Below are 16,820 nucleotides of genomic sequence, written 5' to 3' on the forward strand. Positions count from 1 at the left end.
GCTTCAGCCTCGCGGAGAATGCTGATGATCTGTTCGTCGGAAAATCGCTTCTTCATGGGGATGTCCTCATGTGACTTATGAAGACATTACTAACATCGCGGTGTATTAATCAACGGGGAGCAGGTCAATGGCAGAGAAAGTCGGAGAGATTTATTACGAAGTAGGCGCTGACATTGCTCCGCTTTTGCAAGGCTCAACTCAGGCAAATGATGCACTGGATGCCATGGGGAAAGGTGCTGACAAAGCATCAGGAAACATGGATGGCCTTGAGCGCTCCGCATCAAAAACCGGGAAAGCCGTAGCTCGCGCAGCTGACGATGCCAGTCAGGCGGCGAGGATTATGGAGCGACTCGGTAACGAGATCGCTGTGCTCGAGGAGGCCAACCAGAATGGCGCGCGCAGTGCCACTGTGCTGGCTGCACAGCTTATTGCTGCCGGAGATGCATCAGAGGCGCAGACTAAAGAGATTGGCAACCTTGCAGGCAAACTCTTCGACGTAAAAGAGGCGGCTGCAGAGTCAGCGAAGTCAGTTGCAGCAAATACGGCGGCAATGCAGCTCGCTCAGTCAGCCATAGCATCACTGGAAAGCGATGTATCGGTGTTGAGCACTGAGATGGAGTCAGGATCACGAAGCGCGGCTATCCTCGCTGCACAGCTAAAGGCGGGTGAAGGCGCGACACAGGAACAGAAAGCCCGCATAGGCGAGCTTACTGGAAAACTGTATGACATGAAGGCAGCTCAGGACGCTTCAGCGCGCGCCACAATGCTGGCATCCAAGCAAGCTGCACAGCAGGCAAACGATGCCGCTAAACTACGCTCACTGTCTTCCAGTCTTACTCAGCAGATCGCAATCCTCACTGAAGAGCAGAAGAATGGCGCTCGAAGCGCTGCTATGCTGGCGGCGCGGTTACAGGCAGGCTCCACAGCGACAGCGGCGCAGCGTAAAGAAATCGGGGAGTTGGCCGGGAAACTTTATGACCTGAAACAGGCACAAGACCAGGCTAATGCTTCTCAGCAGAAATCTACCGGCATTATGGGCGGACTTAAAACCGGACTGACGGCAATAGCATCCGCGATCGCTATCTCTCAGTTGGTTCAGTACGGCAAACAGTTCCTTGAAATCGCAGACACAATGACGCAGTTGCAGGCGCGCATTGATCGCCTGTCTTCAAGTGCTAAAGAGGGTGCAGCGACATTTCAGGCGCTTTCAGCTATCGCGTCTGCATCAGGTTCCAGCCTGAAGGACACAGAGAGGCTTTGGGAATCACTCACCTCATCCCTGAAAAGTGCCGGAGCAAGCAACGCGCAGATCCTCACACTGACAGATACCCTTCAGAAAATTGGCCGCATCGGCGGCTCTTCTACTGAAGAGATGGCTAATGCTTTACGCCAGTTTGGGCAGTCAATTGCAGGCGGAACGGTCCGAGCGGAGGAATTTAACTCCATCATCGAGCAGATGCCTGAGTTAGCGCGCCAGATGGCGGCAGGGCTTGGCATCTCTGTGGGCGAACTGCGCAAGCGCATGCTTGAGGGCAAGCTATCAGCAGAAGATGCTCTGAATGCAATCATGACGCAGACAGGGCTGGTGAATCAGGAGTTCTCCAAGCTTCCTCGCACCGTGGATCAGGCAACAAACAGCCTGACGATTTCATTCCAGGAACTAGTTAAACAGATAAATGATACCACCGGAGCAAGCTCCGGCATGGTTCACGTAATTGACTCCATCACTGCGGCAATCGACAGGCTGGCGGGGCGGGTGCCGAATGCCACACAGCAGATTTCAGACCTGAACAGCACTGCTGACATGTTTGCACGCCGTGCGCGCACCTACTCTTTTCTTGGCCTTGATGGCTGGGCGGCACAAGCAGAGGGCATTAATGCGGTAAGCAACAAGGCTGCAGCGCTGGTAGGAGATTTGGCAGCAATTTCGAAGGCCAATGCCTCGGCCAGCAATCAGCCAATCAAGATCGCAGGCACTGGTGACAGCAAAGAAGTCGACAAGCTTGAGAAGTCCACGAAGCGCAAACTCGAGCTTTCTAAGTTGGAAGGTGAAGCGAGAGCAAGGCTTCAGGCGCAATACGACGCTGAAGATGCTGGTATCACAGATAGCAAACGCATAAAGGCGTTGCAGGATGAATACGCTGCTACAGAGAAGAACATCAGTGCTCGCAAGTCTTCCACGGCGGAAGGCAAAAAAGCCGCTTCTCAAGCTGAATCCGATGCGCAGAAGCTTGAGGTAATGCGCCAGAAATCTGATCAGGTTGCGGACTCAACGAAAGAGCTGTCTCGTTCACAAGCTATTTTGCAGGCTCAGCAGTCCCTAAGTAAGAGCGCTACCGATGCTCAGATTCTTCAGGCAGGTGAGTATGCGGCCAAGATATGGGACCAGAATAACGCTCTCAAGCAACAGGCGCAGATCAAGCAGGGTCAAAACTTTGCGAATCAGGAGGTGGCGGCTGGTAAGGCATCAGTTAACCCGCTCACTGGTGAAGCTGTTGATCCTGTCGCTCAGATTGACCAGCAAGAGCAGAAAAAACTCGCAGCACTCGCAAACTATCAAGCAATTGATCTTCAAAATGCTCAACTGTATGAGGACGCGAAAACATCCATTCAGCAACAGGCTGCAAACGCACGTGAGCAAATTTCGATAACAGAGAGGCAAACCTACCAGCAGAACATGAGCAACCTGCTTGGCGCCACCTCTGACTCTGTCGGTGCGGTTGCGGATGCCATTGGGCAGGCCGCTGGAAAGTCTAGCGCTGCTTACCAGGCCATGTTCGCAATAAGCAAAGGATTTGCAGTTGCTCAGGCAGCACTTAACTTGCAAACCGCCATAGGCAATGCAATGGCGCTTCCATACCCTGCAAACCTTCCCGCAATTGCTCAAGCAGTTGCAGCTGGAGGCCAGATGGTCAGCGCAATTAGCAGCATTTCCTACGGTGGTGGCCGAGAGAAAGGTGGTCCTGTTGATGGAAGCAGCATCTATAGGGTTGGTGAGGGCGGTAAGCCTGAAATCTTCAAGGCCAGCAATGGCAGCCAGTACATGATTCCGGGCGATAACGGCTCGGTGATCAGCAATAAGGATATTGGCGGCGGAAGCAGTGACGGCGGCGGCACGGTGTTTAATGTGGCGTTCAACATCCAGACTACCAACGGCATTGACGACGCAACCATGCAGAAGATGGCCGGAATGATGAAGCAGGTAGCGCTTTATCAGATCAAAGACCAGAGCACTCGCCCTGGTGGCATGCTTCAATCCCGCAAGAAATAGGAAACCCCCATGCCAGAAACTTTCACATGGAGCCCGCAAACGGGATTCACGGGCGAGGACACGCCTGATGTAACAGTCGTGAAGCTGGGCGATCGTTATGAACAGCGACAGGTGAATGGTATCAACCCGCTCATGGGTAAGTACCCGCTGACCTTCATTGGCTATGACGATTCCAAGTGCTCAAGGCCAAACGTGGCAAAGGAAGTTCGAGCCTTCCTTATCGCTCGTATGGCCGTTGAGTCGTTTTACTGGACGCCTTCTGACACCGGCGTTCAGGCGCTGTACGTGTGCCGCTCCTGGTCGATGCAGAAAAACAAAGGCGTTTACACGCTAACAGGAACGTTTGAGCAGGTGCCGCGATGAGAGACATACCAGCAGAACTAATCATCGAGAGCGTTGATGCCGGTGTCGGCGCGATGCTCGACCTGTATGAAGTCGACCTGCAGTCGTTTGGCGGCGATGTTATCCGCTTTCACGCGGGCACAAACGGCTATTACAACGATGTTATCTGGCAGGGGCGCGCTTACTCGGCCTATCCGATCGCCGTTGAGGGGTTCGAGGTGAAATCGGAGGGAACTTACTCGCGACCGACAATGAAGGTGGCGAACATAACTGGCCTGATTACCGGCATCAACCACGATTTCGATGATGCGCTGGGCGCCGTGGTGACACGTCGACAGGTACTGGTTAAGCATCTGGACGCTGTGAACTTTCCGAACGGAAATGCTGATGCCGATCCGACGATGGAGGCAGTTTCACGCTACGTCATCGAGGAAATGGCAGAAGAGACGTTTGAGACTGTCACCTACAACCTCGCCACGCCAGTTGACTGCGATAACGCCATTATTCCGGCGCGCACCATTCTGGCGGACGTTTGCCAGTGGGTGTATCGCGGCGATGGCTGCGGCTATTCCGGCGGCGCGGTGGCAGATGAGAAGGATAACCCAACCTCAGACCTGTCACGCGATAAGTGCTCTAAGCACCGTAGCGGTTGCCGGTTACGATTCGCTAAACCATCCGCGCTGCCATACGGCGGCTATCCCGGCTCTGCCAAGGTGTCCTGATGCTTGAATCTGAATGCCTGGCCTATGCCGACTCATCGGGCGACGAAGTGTGTGGGGTGATCATCGATGGCGATCGACTGTGGCGATGTCGCAACGCGCATCCCGACCCGGCGAGAAACTTCCGTATTGACGACAGAGACTGGCTTGAAGCAGAAGCGGCGGGAGAAATCACCGCTGTTTTTCATTCTCACCCTGAGCCAAAACTGGTGCTGTCCGGCGCAGACCGTTCCGCGCAGCTGGCAACCGGGATTGACTGGTGGCTGGCCAGCGGCGGGCGGCTTCGTAAGTTTCGCCCGGTGCCGCATCTTCTTGGTCGCCGGTTCGTGCACGGTGAAACGGACTGCTACACGCTGTTTCGCGATGCCTATCACCTCTGCGGCATTGACTTGCCTGACTTCGAACGCACCAACGGTTGGTGGGTGCGCGGTGAAAATCTCTACCTGAAAAACATCGCGTCAAACGGATTCTATGAAGTTGGCTTCGACGCCATTCAGCCAGGCGATGTAATCATTCGGCGCGCGTTTCCCGAATGCGACCCGTGCCACGCGATGATCTGGCTGGGCGACAACACCATTCTGCACCACGAAGTGCACGGCAGGCTTAGCCGCCGCGAGCCGCTGCGACAGATTCACGTCCCTCTCATTCACTCCATCTGGAGACACGAACAATGCTCACTTTTGGATTTGCGGGGAATTTACGACGACATTTCCGCCAGATCACAATGAACGTCGACACTCCAGCGCAGGGGTTACGCCTTCTGCTGGCGCAGTGTCCTGCATTCAAGCGCGATTTCTATAACACCCGTATCCGTATGCGCATCGACGGCAGCGACGTCTGCAGCGACAACCTCGAATTCCATATGAACCGCCACGTAAAAGACGGCTCGCGCGTGCTCATCGTCCCGGTGGTGGAGGGTTCAATTTCGGCAGTGGCCGCCGTCTGGATCATGGTTGCTGTAGCGGTTGCATCGGTCGCGTACTCGCTCTACATGACTTCGCACATGAAGACGAAGACATCAGCGGATCAGGACACGAACTCCATTACGAACAACTCATTCACCAGTGCGGAAAACCGTATCGGTCAGGGGCGGCCGGTGCCGCTTCTGCTCGGCGAGATGGTGGTGGGCAGCAACGTTATCAGCCTGGGTATCGATACCACGAACAATCAGGACTGGAATATCTCTATCAGCTAAGGTGACAGAATGGGCTCAGGCGGCGGTGGCGGCAGCACTCCGAAACTAATCGACGACAACCTAAAATCAAAGCAATTCCTCCGCGTTCTCGACCTCATCAGTGAAGGGCCAATCTACGGCCCGGTAGACCAAAGCCACCTATCATCATTCATGCTGAACAAGACGCCTGTGACCGATTCATCAGGTAACGCCACGATCAATGGTGTCAGCGTGGCGTGGCGTCCGGGAACAGCAACGCAGACTCCGATCAACGGCTTTAATGCCATTGAGGCGACCACGGTGGTTAACACCGATGTGACGCAGGCTACGCCGCTGGTGCGCACAGTGACTGATACTGACGTTGACCGGGTCCGCATGAACATCGGGGTTTCCAGTCTTGTTGATCAGGACTCAAAGGGAAATCAGCATGAAACCGCAGTGACAATGGTCATTGAAACCCGTGTAGGCAGTAATGCCTGGCAGACCCAAAAGACAGTGACGATTACCGGCAAGCAGTCGGGTGAATACCTTGAGGCGCATCTGTTTGATGCTCCGGAGACAAAGCCGTTTGATATTCGCCTGCGCCGCGTCACCGCCGACAGCAGCAGCGACCTGCTGAACAACGGCACGGTATGGAACAGCTTTACCGAAATCACCAATGACAACCTCTCATACCCATACGCGGCCGTTGCTGGGTGCGTGGTTGACCGTGACCAGTACACCGACACGCCAACACGCACCTATCACCTGCGCGGACTGATTGTCGACGTCCCGGATAATTACGACCCGATCGCCCGAACCTATACCGGCATCTGGACTGGCGGTTTTAAGTCAGCCTGGACGAATAACCCGGCGTGGATATTCCGCGCGCTGGTGAAGAACACCCGATATGGGCTGGCGCGCCGCGCAGGCTATGTCGATGTGGATGACGGCAGTCTGTATGTGCTTTCGCAGTTTTGTGATCAGTTAGTTGATGATGGCTACGGCGGTAAAGAGCCTCGCTTCACACTCAACGCCTATATCACCGAGCAGAAGAGCGCTCGCGACCTGCTGGACGACATTGCGGGCATGTTCCGAGGCATCGCGCTGTGGGACGGCATGCGCTTCTCTGTGATGCTGGACAACCCACAGGATCCGGTTGCATCTATCACCAACGCAAACGTGGTCGATGGGCTGTTCACATACAGCTCAATGAAGAGGTCAGAGCGATATAACGCAGTGGTCGTTTCCTGGACTGACCCGAATAACGGCTGGGAGCAGGTGAAGGAATACGTCTCCGACGACGAGATGATTGATCGCTACGGCTACAACGAAACGACGATGGAGGCTTTCGGTTGTACCTCGCGTGGACAGGCTTTCCGCACCGGAAAATGGATGCTGGAAACCGCTAAGCGTGAGACCAAGAAGGTCACCTTCAAGATGGCGCGTGAGGCGATCCGATTCATTCCCGGCGATATCGTCGAGGTGATGAATAACAACTACGCGGCCACGCGCCTCGGTGGTCGAATCATCTCTCACGCAGCCAAAACCATCACTGTAGACGCTGATGTCTCAACGTTAGCCGGCGGTGGCGATTTGATGTCGCTGATGGGCTCGAACGGCAAGTTTGTTAAGTACGAAATCGCCAGTGTGTCCGGGCGAGTGATTACGCTCAAAACGGCTCCAGCATGGGTACGTGACGGAACGGTATTCGTCATCACCACCGGCGAAGTGGCTCCGTGCATGTTCCGCATCATGGGCATTTCAGAGGACGACAACAACTCCGTCTACAGCATATCTGCCACGCTTCACGACCCGAACAAGCAGGCCATTGTGGATGATGGCGCGGTATTCGAAACGCCAAACGATACGCTGAATGGCTATCGCGTGCCGAACATCGAGAACCTGCGGATCATAAACACCAATACCGAAACCGTGCAGGTCACGGCAACGTGGGAAACGGCGACTCTCACCAAGAAAATCGTGTTCGAGCTGTACGTGTACAGCACTGACGGCAAGGTGGTGGCGCAATATGAAACTGACCAGTTTCGCTACGACTTTTACGGGCTGGACGCTGGCAGTTACACGCTGGGCGTGCGCGGTCGAAACGAAAACGGCATGAAGGGTGCGGAGACACAGGTAAGCCTGGTGATCGGCGCGCCGGGTGCGCCAACGTTCATTCAGTGGACGCCTGGCATCTTCTCAGCCGACATCGTGCCGGTGATGAATGTCACGGCAACAACCGACACGTCATTCGAGTTCTGGTACACCGGTGAAGTTCCGGCCAGCAGCATCGGCGCGGTAGAAGATGAGGCGCAGTTTCTAGGGCGCGCATCGCAGTGGACGCTGCACGGACTGAAGGCTGACACCACCTATTACATGTACGTGCGCACGAAGAACGCATTCGGCGTGTCGTCATTTGTGGAAGCATCAGGAAAGGCATCCGATGATATCCCGGGCATGCTGGACTACATCGATGAGGCGATCCGTAACTCAGAAGCATTTGAAAACCTCACTTCAGAAATCGAAAGCGTCGAAGCTGATGTAACCACTCTGAATAACGCTGTAGGTCAGGCACAACAGGACATTGACGATGTTCGCACTGACCTCGATAAAAACACGGATGATGTTGCCGGAGCTAATGCCGCAATCACGGCTGAGCAACAGGCTCGGGTTGATGGTGATAACGCATTAGGCCAGCGAATCACCGATGTTAAGGCAACGACTGATGGCAACACAGCCAGACTGACAACTGTTGAGAAGGCCGTCACTGACAACCAGAACGCTACGGTTCAGCGGCTTGATAGCCTTGACGCATCCACAGCTGATAATGCAGCCAATATCACATCAGAGCAGCAGGCTCGCGCTAATGCTGATACCGCTCTTGGCTTGCGAGTCGATGCTGTTAAAGCCACCACGGACGGTAACAGCGCATCAATCGGCACTCTGCAGACGGCGCAGACGACCACGGATCAAGCGCTGGCCAGCCTGACCCAAAGCACTGAAGCATATTTTGACGGCTCAGCAATGGCTGCCATCGAAAATGCCCTGGCTAATGACAGGGATGCACAGGCACAGAGAGCGGCTACCGGGAAATCGGTTGCTAGAATTACAACCACGGAAAAAGCTCAGGCTGATAGCAATAGAGCATTTGCAGAACTTCAGCAAACCGTGGAAGTTCAGCTAGACGAAACCAGTGCAGCGGTGCAAGAGACTGCTACTGCATTAGCAACAATCGACGGTAAATTATCTGCTCAATGGGGCGTCAAGGTCCAGATTGACAGTAACGGGAATAAGTATGTTGCTGGCATGCAACTTGGTATCGAAGGCGATGGCGGAACGGTACAGTCATATGCGCTTTTTAGTGCGGATAACTTTGCCATCTACAACACCAATAATGGGAACTACGATCTCGCATTTGCAGCGGTAGCGGGGCAAACCTTCCTTCGCTCAGCATTCATCCAGGATGGTTCGATTGATAACGCCAAGATTGGAAATTTCATCCAGTCAACCAACTACGTTGCAAACACAACTGGTTGGAGGCTGGATAAGGGCGGTAACTTCGAGAATAACGGATCTGATAGTTCTGGGCGCATGACCATGACCAATAACCAAATCAGCGTATACGACGCCAACGGCGTATTACGTGTCAGGATGGGGAAACTCAGTTAATGGCATACGGTTTCGGAACATGGGACGCCAATGGGGTTGATAACAACACAGGCCTGGTGAAAATAAACGCATTGGGAACGATGGCTATTGATGCAACTAGCAACTATAGCCAGTCATTCTCATTGCCTTCAGGTTACTCGCTGGACTATTTATTTCAGCCAAACGCGGATCGCACTGGTGAAGGAAGAAAAAGAATCAGTGTAAGTGGGAGCGCAATATTAGTTACTCAGGTTGCATCAACTGATTATACGAATGGCACATTCCCAAATGTGCCTGGAACAATTCTAGCATTCGCGAGGTAAGGCATGGCCTTTGGAGCGTTATTGGCAGATGCCAGCGGCGTACCATTCTACATAGCAGATACAATGCCTCTGTCTCTTCTGGAAAAGAAGGTGCTGAGTGTTCCAGCCGTAACCGGTAACGGTTCAGTTCAGGACTTATTTGCTAATGATGGCGCTATCAGATTTGTATTTGTGAACAGCAACGCTCCGCAGGGTTCTAATGAAAACTGCGAGGCTTTGCAGCTTAACTCGACTAATAATCGATGGCAGTTATCTTGCAGAGGGCCAGCACGCACAGTTAATGTTTTTATTTTTGGTTACCAGTTTCAGCCAATACCTGCATGGGGAATTCAGATAAATGATTCTCAGGGAAGATGCATTCTGACAAACGAAACAAAGGTGCTTCGTGATGTTCAGAGCATTGGTGACTCGACAAACGTTAATAACTCTGGATTTGTGATTAACACCACTCTGTCTGGTCAATGGGCGGTGGCGCCTGTGTTCACTGGGTATTTTGCAGGGGTAAATAACTCATCGGGACAGCCAATACCTATAGTGGCGCAGTACTGCTCATCGGCAAGATTCAACGGTTCTACCACACAAATCACTAGCGGATATCTGGGTAATATTGACAGCAATGCATCTAACGCAACGCTGTCCAATTACCGGAACAGAATTACCGCCATTGATGTATCCAGATATTAGTAAATTCGATCTTTGAGATCTAATTCGTGATTTGAATGTAATCACCATGCGGATTTATAACGGACCTAAATATCCGCACAGGTGAAATCATGAAAACAATTATTCTGCTACTTGCTGCAATGGTCTTATCTGCCTGCCAGACACTACCACCACAGCAATGCACAGCGATCGCTAATGTTGGTGGTCAGGAAACCACCGTACCGATTTACGGCGTACGCAAGCAGGCTAATCAAGCCCAGTATTACGCGGGTAATCCTTTTGGCTGGAAGTGGGTGCCAGCATCCAACTTCACCAAATCGACCTGTAATAAATAACGCTCAACTGAACATGTCGAACCCGGCCACCGCGCCGGGTTTTTTATCGCCCGGAGAAACTCAATGGCATGGTACACCACCGGCACAATCGCCGTATCTGGAACAACCGTAACAGGCACTGGCACCAACTTCCTTGATAACACCCAGTCTATCGGCCCCGGTCAGGCGCTGCTTATTCCCGGCTCTGGCACGGTGAAGATGTATGAGGTTGCCAGCGTACAGAGCGCCACTAAGCTGACGCTTAAGACAACTGCCGGAACCGTTGCGGCAGGTCAGGCTTATGCAATCCTGTCGTTCTACACCGACTCGGTACCGGACTTTGCGCGCCGCTTGGCCGCGCAGCTGAGTTACTACCAGTCACAGATGGATGGCTGGCAGCAGATTATGACGGGTACTGGCAGCATCACCATGACTGCGCCGGATGGAACTACGGTAACGATTAGCAGCTTCTCCAAGCTGACGGCGGATATTTCCGCATCATTTCCACGCCAACCAAGCCCCGCAAGTGCCGGATTCACTGATGCTAATTTAATTGGGCCGTCCAACTATGGGTTATGGAATTGCGCCGCTAGCGCAAGTTATAGCATTGCAAATCTACCAGAAGCAGTAGCAGGAATGCTTGAGGTATTCGATCAGGGTGCTTTTAGCGGGTCTCAACGATATACGACAAGATATGGTGTAATTTACACTCGATCACTTACTGCAACCTGGACTGCTGCAAACCCCAACGTCTGGAGCTCATGGGTTAGCGCTGGGAACTCAGTATCAGGATCTTTCTTTACAGGTGATGCAAATACATTAACCACCCCAGGCCAATACGGAGTAACTGCTGCAGCAACTAACATCCCAGTCGCAGTGACAGGGCGAATGCTAGTCGAGACAAGAACGCCAACCCCAACCACCACCTTCGGTGCAATTACTCAAACGTTTTCTACTTTCAGCACAGCTGCAGCTAATAGGGAGCGCATCTTCCGCCGTAGTTTTGACGGAAACAGCACATGGACAGCCTGGGTGGAGTTTTACAGCACTAATAACAAACCAACCCCAACTGATATTGGCGCTTACAGCGCCGCAGACAATATTGCCTCATGGATTACGCCTACTGGAGCGAACGGGTGGAGCGTTGGCAGTACCGTTGTTAGAACGGGATATCGGAAAGTCATGGGTAAAGTTCAGTTGTCATTGAACATGACGGCGAACGGAGCAAAGGCTGACGGAACTACTATGTTCACTCTGCCTGCAGGTTACATCCCTACAACGATCATTTCTGTGTCTTCGGCCATAAGCGACTTAACCACCGCGAATAGGGCTGAAATTCAACCAGATGGCAGGGTTGTTTGTCAGGGTTACAACGGCAGCCAAAGAAGCCTTCGCCTTTACATCGAATATCCGGTAGAAATTTAATTCAGGTGATTAATGATGATCAAGCTCAACCAATTAGATAGCAAAGGTCTTTACGTCGTGGACTACGTTACGGATGGGGATGACAGACCAGCCAACTGGACAGTTGATTTAGTCGGCGATGGTTTTTATAAAGCCAGATACAAAGATGGCGTTAAGGATAAATCAACTGGAGAGTGGGTTGGTGGCACCTGGACTGAAGAGGGTGGCCCATCTGATGAAGAAAATCTACTGACAGCAACGTCTATTATTAGCGAGCTTAAGGCCGAAGCCAATGCCGCTACCTATCCGCTAAGTCTTAAATTACTTGCAGGGAGGAAGCTTTCATCGGATGAGTCGAGCAGACTGAACGCATGGATTGATTACACGGACTCACTTGATAATATCGATTTAACAAAGTATCCGGATATTAAATTACCAACCAAACCTGAATGAAGTAAGGCGCTAATTGCGCCTTATCTTTATCGATCTGCCTTTGAGTGTTTATTTCTGATGAACTTCATTAACGGGATTTCAAAATGATAATGCGATATCGCACCAAGTAGCGTAAGAACCATGACGAAACCAATAAAGAAATAATCATGCAGATATAGCGATTTATCAATCCCCATAAAGTTGACTGCAATGCTTGTCATAATCATTAAAGGGAAGTGAATTAAATAGATAGAAAAGCTTATGTCACCAAAAAATTTAAGCTTCTTCATGAAATGAGGGAATATCGCACTAACACTTGTGAATGTAAGAATCACAGGTATAAAGAGCAACGCTGCAACCCAGTTCGGGTTAAACTCAGACCTGAAGACAAGGATTGAAAAACCAGATAAAAGCAGCACTATTGATGCAAATAGGGTAATGCTCTTGGATGCTCTTTTTGATATCCACTCATAAACCATAGCCAGCAACCCACCGGAAAAGAAGCTGAACAGGCCAACCGAAAGGTTGTAACTGTAGGGGTATAACAAAGCACCTAATATTATCAAAGCAATTGTCAGCATGGTCTTGTTTACTTTAACCATGAGAATAATGAAGAAGAGAAGATAAAGCAGGCTTTCTATTGAAATTGACCATGAAGGAGCATTGTATGAGAATCCACTTTGGAATCCCCATGCGTGAAGCATGAAAACATTTAAAAAAGCATGGTATGCATCATTGTATATAAATGCAAGGTAATAGCCTGATGAATGCAAAGATATGAACTGAAGTGCAGCTACTAGAATGAATGTTACTATATGAAGCGGGTAAATCCTACTTATTCTGTCAAAGGCAAATTGTTTAGCACTCAGATCTCCATTCTCTATTTTTGATTTAAAGTAATAGAAGAATATAAATCCAGATAAACAGAAAAAGAATTCTACTGCCAAAAGTCCATGATTATAAAAGAGTGAGAATGAATCATAGAATGGAAGTGAATGGTTTTCGATTTGTGGCTTAGTGTTATTGATATAAAATAGCATCTTCCAATGCCAAAAAATAACAATATAGGCCGCAATGCCACGAAGAAAGTCCAAAGAGTATAGATGCTGTTTATTTTCTTTCACTTCTGATTCCATATCGCGTCTTTGCTGTATCTTAACATCCATATCGAAACCTTAACAATTGAAGCCTGAATCATGGCTTTAAGATCCGGCAGAAATAAATTCCCTTTCCCAACATACCTTTCGCAAATCCTCCCCATCTCCCACTTGATCAGCTCTACCGATCAATAATGCTGTATGCATATACAGTAACTATCAGGGAGGCCAAACCATGCCCCGCGACTACGAAATCAAACCAGCCTTCATCCGTGCTATCAGGCTAGACGCAGCAGGCCGCAAGGTGATTACCACCTCTGCATTCCGCACTGCGCTCTATCAGGCGAATCACGACTGGTCGATTGAACGATGCAATGAGTGGATAGTCCGCAATCAGGGTGGCTTCATGGACATCACTGAGGGTGACGGCGCAGACAGGACCTACACGCTCCGCAACATGGGGACGCTTCGCTAATGGGCTTCGTATCTCCTGCAACTGACTACATTGAAGAGCGCATCAACCTGAACCGGTTGTTCATACCTAATCCGGGCAACACATTCAGAATCGAAACGGCGACAGGTTTTATGCTGGTTGACCGGGTGGCTAAAGTTTCGCCCGGCGATTTGGTCGCGTTCCAGATGGAAGGCAATACCATGCTTGGTAAGTGGTACCCGAAGCACCTGATGACTGATGACGGATTGATAGAGGGTGAGCAACTGGAAGAGGTGATTGTGCTGGGCGTGGTGACGGTGGAGGTTATGACGCTGGATGAGAAGTGGAGGCCGACGATTTGATGGGACAGATTTGGGACACGCAAAGGTTTGAGACCTTTTCCAAGCCTTTGCATGTTTTGACATCGTGGGACGTGTGAGCGCGGTCAGATGCGGTAAGTTGTTGTGTTAAAAGGTGGTTCTAGGAACTTCTAAGCCGTAGGTCACAGGTTCGAATCCTGTAGGGCGTACCATTTCAATTCAAAAATCTTCCGATTAACTCTTATTTTCATCCCTCTTTCTACATGTGGGGTGAATATTTATTTCGCTAGTTATTTTTATGTAAATTCATTTTATCTCAATTTAATAATACTCAATATTATTTGTGGCGATCTCTTGCTTAGAGTGAAATAACACCTTGGCCAAACTTAAATTCCAATATTTAACTAATGTATTTTCTGAGGGTTTTCATAAAACATTACAATGTTTGGAAGGTTATTAAAGTGGTAAAATAGCGAGTGTAATATGAATGTCTTACGTGAATAAATGTTATTAAGCTGAACAAGATTATTTTAATGAATAGTTCCGGTTCGAGTCCGGCCTTCGGCACCATAAGTATGTAAATAGACCTCAACTGAGGTCTTTTTTTATGTCTAAAATCCAGCATTTACCTGCTTTTCTCGCTATATTAACTCTCTCAAGGTCAACCGACTTCAACGTACATCCACCAACACATGTTGGTAAAGATGATGGTATTTCCGGTTCGATAATGCTTGTACCAACAGGGAGGGGATAAGCATGGCTTTAACAGATATCAAAGTCAGAACAGCCAAGCCAACGGATAAGCAATATAAGCTTACCGATGGCAACAGTGTGCATCTTCTCGTCCACCCAAATGGTTCAAGATACTGGCGTCTGCAGTACCGCTTTGGCGAGAAGCAAAAGATGCTGGCTTTAGGCGTATATCCTGATGTATCTCTTGCAGATGCCAGAGCACGTCGTGATGATGCTCGCAAGCTTTTGGCAAACGGTATCGACCCGGGAGACAAAAAGAAAAATGATAAGGTTGAACAGGAAGAAGCGCGCACTTTTAAGGAGCTTGCCGTTGAGTGGCACGCCACAAATAAAAAGTGGTCGGAAGAACATAGCCGACGAGTGCTCAAAAGCCTGGAGGACAACCTCTTTCCTGCCATTGGTAAACGCAATATTGCTGAACTTAAAACGAGAGATCTGTTAGCGCCAATTACAGCCGTAGAGATGTCTGAACGTCTTGATGTGGCTTTGCGGCTACAACAGAGAACTACAGCAATAATGCGTTATTCCGTTCAGAGCGGTTTGCTTGACTACAATCCCGCGCAGGAAATGGCTGGGGCGGTTGCTTCTGGAAATAGGCAACATCGCCCAGCACTGGAATTAGAGCGCATTCCCGAGTTACTCCAAAAAATAGACGGCTATACCGGCAGACCGCTAACCCGCTGGACAACGGAACTCACTCTGTTGATTTTTATTCGCTGAAGTGAGTTGCGTTTTGCTCGCTGGTCGGAGATTGATTTTGAAACGTCAATGTGGACGATCCCACCAGAAAGAGAGCCTGTTCCCGGAGTGAAGCATTCACAGCGAGGCTCAAAAATGCGCACACCGCATCTGGTGCCACTGTCGAAACAAGCACTGGCGATCCTTAGACAGATAAAACAGTTGTCTGGGGAACACGAGTTGATTTTCATTGGCGATCACGATCCGCGTAAGCCGATGAGTGAAAATACGGTGAACAGTGCGCTACGGGTGATGGGTTATGACACAAAGGTTGAGGTTTGCGGACATGGTTTTCGTACGATGGCTTGTAGTTCGTTGATTGAGTCAGGCCTATGGTCTAAGCATGCTGTAGAACGCCAGATGAGCCATATGGAGCGCAATTCGGTACGGGCGGCGTATATCCATAAGGCGGAGCATCTGGATGAGCGCAAGCTGATGTTGCAGTGGTGGGCTGATTTTCTGGATGCGAACCGGGATAAAGGAATTACGCCGTTTGACTATGCGAAGACCAATCTGGGCAATTCTGTGTGAGTTGTTATAAAGGCCCATTACGCTCGAATTCAAAAGCTCCTAGCCTATTCAAATGAGATGATATAAAAGAGGCCACCAAAGTTAGCCTCTCTGTGACTGAAACTAAACTTATTTAGTGCTTAATTTAAACTCGATTCAGTCATGATATTCAAATTCTTTAAGAAGACCATCCACACTGCGAGATAGTGTGATTGAATCATGCGGCAATAATACGTAATGCCAATGCTTTCCATCAATCTTGGCTGCTTTTTCATTTGCATAGTGACACCAGCGAGTCGCAGCTTTTGCTTTAGCAATAACATCAAGGCTTTCTAATTCTTTCGCGTTCTTCGGCTCCATTAATAAGAATCGATTCTCTGTTTCTACTACAAAATCTGGCTCGTAGTTTTGACCACTTAGGTATTCGATGCGGAACTGACCAGGGCTAGGTTTCATCCATTTGATGACGGTTTGGTCCTGCTCCAACACCTGTGCTAAACGCAACTCGCCATCGACTGAATCAAACTTCTGGTATGGGTAGCAACAGCGAGTAAAGCCAGTGAATAGCATTTTGATCCTACCCACGTAATGTGGACACGGCCCTAAGCGAGATTCAGATTTTCAAATTGTTCCGGGCTGAGTCCCCCACAGGCACTGTGGCGGCGCCACCGATTGTAATCACACTCGATATAATTAA

The 16,820-nt window shown here is 50.2% G+C and carries 15 protein-coding genes and 1 pseudogene; 13 read left to right on the forward strand and 3 right to left on the reverse strand.

Annotated elements, in window-relative coordinates; all coding sequences use genetic code 11:
- Window positions 1-127 precede the first annotated feature (127 nt).
- The 10 genes from LBW88_RS26190 (at window position 128) to LBW88_RS26235 (ending at window position 12,293) form a co-directional block, all read left to right on the forward strand.
- Window positions 128-3,271 carry a tape measure protein gene (locus tag LBW88_RS26190; protein WP_224935624.1) on the forward strand — a complete coding sequence of 1,048 codons (3,144 nt, stop codon included), beginning with the start codon at window positions 128-130 and terminating at the stop codon, window positions 3,269-3,271.
- A gap of 9 nt (window positions 3,272-3,280) precedes the next feature.
- Entirely contained in the window at window positions 3,281-3,634 is a 354-nt protein-coding gene (locus LBW88_RS26195; protein WP_224935622.1) for a phage tail protein, read from the forward strand.
- Window positions 3,631-4,335 (forward strand): phage minor tail protein L, encoded by a 705-nt coding sequence (locus LBW88_RS26200; RefSeq protein ID WP_224935620.1) that lies wholly within the window; start codon window positions 3,631-3,633, stop codon window positions 4,333-4,335. The genes LBW88_RS26195 and LBW88_RS26200 overlap by 4 nt, the downstream gene beginning before the upstream one ends.
- On the forward strand, window positions 4,335-5,060 hold the full coding sequence (locus LBW88_RS26205) for an NlpC/P60 family protein (RefSeq protein ID WP_224935618.1): 726 nt from the start codon (window positions 4,335-4,337) through the stop codon (window positions 5,058-5,060). Before LBW88_RS26200 ends, LBW88_RS26205 begins: the two co-directional genes overlap by 1 nt.
- A complete protein-coding gene (locus LBW88_RS26210) occupies window positions 5,003-5,527 on the forward strand; it encodes a tail assembly protein (RefSeq protein WP_224935616.1) in 525 nt (174 codons plus the stop codon). Before LBW88_RS26205 ends, LBW88_RS26210 begins: the two co-directional genes overlap by 58 nt.
- Before the next feature lie 9 nt (window positions 5,528-5,536).
- Window positions 5,537-9,157 carry a phage tail protein gene (locus LBW88_RS26215; RefSeq protein ID WP_224935614.1) on the forward strand — a complete coding sequence of 1,207 codons (3,621 nt, stop codon included), beginning with the start codon at window positions 5,537-5,539 and terminating at the stop codon, window positions 9,155-9,157.
- Window positions 9,158-9,462: 305 nt separating this feature from the next.
- Window positions 9,463-10,143, forward strand: coding sequence for a hypothetical protein (locus LBW88_RS26220; protein ID WP_224935612.1), 681 nt, complete (start codon window positions 9,463-9,465; stop codon window positions 10,141-10,143).
- 89 nt (window positions 10,144-10,232) lie between these two features.
- A complete protein-coding gene (cor, locus tag LBW88_RS26225; protein ID WP_224935610.1) occupies window positions 10,233-10,457 on the forward strand; it encodes a phage exclusion lipoprotein Cor in 225 nt (74 codons plus the stop codon).
- A gap of 63 nt (window positions 10,458-10,520) precedes the next feature.
- Complete coding sequence (locus LBW88_RS26230) at window positions 10,521-11,861, forward strand: pyocin knob domain-containing protein (protein ID WP_224935609.1); 1,341 nt, start codon at window positions 10,521-10,523, stop codon at window positions 11,859-11,861.
- A 15-nt stretch (window positions 11,862-11,876) separates the two neighbouring features.
- A complete protein-coding gene (locus tag LBW88_RS26235) occupies window positions 11,877-12,293 on the forward strand; it encodes a tail fiber assembly protein (protein ID WP_224935607.1) in 417 nt (138 codons plus the stop codon).
- A gap of 26 nt (window positions 12,294-12,319) precedes the next feature.
- Here the strand turns inward: LBW88_RS26235 and LBW88_RS26240 are convergent, their stop codons facing one another.
- A complete protein-coding gene (locus LBW88_RS26240) occupies window positions 12,320-13,396 on the reverse strand; it encodes an acyltransferase family protein (RefSeq protein WP_224935605.1) in 1,077 nt (358 codons plus the stop codon).
- Window positions 13,397-13,604: 208 nt separating this feature from the next.
- Between LBW88_RS26240 and LBW88_RS26245 the strand changes: the two genes are divergently transcribed.
- From LBW88_RS26245 to LBW88_RS26255, 3 genes and pseudogenes are all read left to right on the forward strand, one after another.
- The gene (locus LBW88_RS26245; protein WP_224935603.1) at window positions 13,605-13,844 is read left to right on the forward strand and encodes a hypothetical protein; all 240 of its coding nucleotides are present in this window, start codon (window positions 13,605-13,607) and stop codon (window positions 13,842-13,844) included.
- A complete protein-coding gene (locus LBW88_RS26250; protein WP_224935602.1) occupies window positions 13,844-14,164 on the forward strand; it encodes a phage repressor protein in 321 nt (106 codons plus the stop codon). The genes LBW88_RS26245 and LBW88_RS26250 overlap by 1 nt, the downstream gene beginning before the upstream one ends.
- Window positions 14,165-14,878: 714 nt before the next feature.
- Window positions 14,879-16,144: pseudogene (locus LBW88_RS26255) on the forward strand (tyrosine-type recombinase/integrase).
- Between the two features lie 135 nt (window positions 16,145-16,279).
- Here LBW88_RS26255 and LBW88_RS26260 read toward each other — a convergent pair.
- On the reverse strand, window positions 16,280-16,693 hold the full coding sequence (locus LBW88_RS26260; RefSeq protein ID WP_224935600.1) for a hypothetical protein: 414 nt from the start codon (window positions 16,691-16,693) through the stop codon (window positions 16,280-16,282).
- Between the two features lie 32 nt (window positions 16,694-16,725).
- A partial coding sequence (locus LBW88_RS26265; protein WP_154902415.1) for an IS3 family transposase occupies window positions 16,726-16,820 on the reverse strand: 95 nt, incomplete at its 5' end.

Source organism: Pantoea sp. alder81 (assembly GCF_020179835.1).
GTDB lineage: Bacteria > Pseudomonadota > Gammaproteobacteria > Enterobacterales > Enterobacteriaceae > Pantoea.